Source organism: Thermovirga lienii (genome assembly GCF_036847465.1).
Classification (GTDB): domain Bacteria; phylum Synergistota; class Synergistia; order Synergistales; family Thermovirgaceae; genus Thermovirga; species Thermovirga lienii.
Genome location: NZ_DAITZW010000085.1, coordinates 1 through 1,646, shown reverse-complemented (window position 1 = coordinate 1,646; position 1,646 = coordinate 1). Strand labels below are relative to the sequence as shown.

Genomic DNA, 1,646 nt, shown 5'->3' with positions numbered 1-1,646 from the left:
TATGGGAAAGGGTTCTTTTTGCTGTTATAGGCATAGGGATGGTAAGTCCCCTTGGAGTTTACAAACTCGCGGGGTTGGTGCTTTTTACGGGAATGGTCGTCCAGCACTATTGGAGGAATAAAAAGACCCTGGAAAACCCTCAACCTGATACTCTTTAGGTTAGGTTTATATTTTTTGAAGGCCAAGTTGCAAAAAGGCCGGAAGAAGCTCTTAATTAGCTGATTCCGGCCTTTTTTGTTGACGACGTTTTAGGTCCTAGGAAGTTGTTTGGAGAAGTCGAAAGAAGGGTTTTCTGAGGACGAAAGAGTTTTGTATAGCTCTTTAAAGATGGATATCGCTTCGTCTTCCGAATCGAATTCACCCAAGATATGGAAGGTGTCGCTGTTACTAATTTGTCCCTCGATGAATGTTTTTTTGTATCCTTCCAGGCGTTTGATACGGAATGCCACGCAGTTCATTATTTCTTTCCCACTTTGACTCATAACCCATGCCATGAAGTTCACCTGCCTTGGTTTTTGCAATTTGCTGCGTTTTTCTACTAAATATAATAGCACTAAATATTGAAATTAGGTTTTATATGGGTGCAATTTGCCAAGGCATTTGTTGTTTTGCCGGAGAGACAACCCTTTTCGACCTTGTTATATTTGTAAAACACTCTGTTTGTCGGAACAGTAGAGATTGCCGTGACCTGATTGCATACTGAGGGATTAAAATTGCAGGGGTTGTTTTAAAATTAAGTAGGAAGCGAGAGGACTATATCTCTGGCGGAGGGCGAGGGATTCGAACCCCCGGAAGGTTGCCCTTCAACTGATTTCAAGTCAGCCGCCTTCGACCGCTCGGCCAGCCCTCCGCGCTAACCATTATACGCGAAAACCTATTATAATAATAAGCGGAGATAATGCCAACCTCTAGAATGAAAAATAGAAAGGATGATAATCATGTATAAAAAGTTGCTAATTGTATGTGTGGCATGCCTAGTTTTTCTGTTGGCAGCAGGGACAGGTTTTGCAGCTGATACCGGCACATGTACAGTACCGGAGGACATGTCCTTGGTGATAGTGTCCGCCAATTGGGAGTTTGACATTGAGAATGGGACTGTTAATGGTAAGGTTGTAGTTAAGAACATTTCAGATAGGGACCTTACGGCTCCTGGAGTGATCGTTAGTTTTTACGACGTAGAGGGTAAGCAGCTGAGCCAAGTTCCTTTGAGGGGCCCCAAAGCCAAATTAAAGCCAGGAAGTACCTCGACGGTGGATATCAAGGTTAAACTTAAAGAACTTCCCCAAACGATAATGATGGCGCCTTTCGAAGGCCTATGGTCCACCTGAGGTTAAGAATGTTTCCGCGTAGCGGAAACAGTTACAGTTGGGACGTCTGATTTCAATAACTGCACTTAAAGAGGTGAGAGTCAATGAACATGGAAGAGATCATAGAGAGCTACGTGTGCAATCCGTGTAAGGTTGCCGTGATAGGCGCTTCTCAGAAGCAGGATAGGCCAGTCTTCGGCGTTATGGAATACCTGAAGGGACAAAATTTCGACCTGTACCCCGTGAACCCCTCTATTGCAGGGGAAGAGGTGCTAGGTTTTCTATGTTACTCCTCATTGAGTGAGGTCCCTGAAAATGTGGATGTGGTATGCCTTTTCA

3 protein-coding genes and 1 tRNA gene are annotated in these 1,646 nt (G+C 44.2%); 2 read left to right on the top strand and 2 right to left on the bottom strand.

The genetic code is table 11. The features are described 5' to 3' along the window. Window positions 1-248 precede the first annotated feature (248 nt). Together V7Z69_RS09890 and V7Z69_RS09885 are read right to left on the bottom strand one after the other, a co-directional pair. On the bottom strand, window positions 249-494 hold the full coding sequence (locus tag V7Z69_RS09890) for a hypothetical protein (RefSeq protein WP_334139817.1): 246 nt from the start codon (window positions 492-494) through the stop codon (window positions 249-251). Window positions 495-762: 268 nt separating this feature from the next. After that, window positions 763-850 (bottom strand) — tRNA-Ser (locus V7Z69_RS09885). A gap of 88 nt (window positions 851-938) precedes the next feature. Between V7Z69_RS09885 and V7Z69_RS09880 the strand changes: the two genes are divergently transcribed. Both V7Z69_RS09880 and V7Z69_RS09875 read left to right on the top strand, forming a co-directional pair. After that, entirely contained in the window at window positions 939-1,328 is a 390-nt protein-coding gene (locus tag V7Z69_RS09880; protein WP_334139816.1) for a hypothetical protein, read from the top strand. A gap of 83 nt (window positions 1,329-1,411) precedes the next feature. Further along, window positions 1,412-1,646: CoA-binding protein (locus V7Z69_RS09875; protein ID WP_334139815.1), on the top strand; the 235-nt coding region annotated here is incomplete at its 3' end.

What these genes read in the sequence shown, in the direction of transcription:
- V7Z69_RS09890 (WP_334139817.1), bottom strand. Translation starts at nt 494, where the DNA reads ATGGCATGGGTTATGAGTCAAAGTGGGAAAGAAATAATGAACTGCGTG.
- V7Z69_RS09880 (WP_334139816.1), top strand. Translation starts at nt 939, where the DNA reads ATGTATAAAAAGTTGCTAATTGTATGTGTGGCATGCCTAGTTTTTCTG.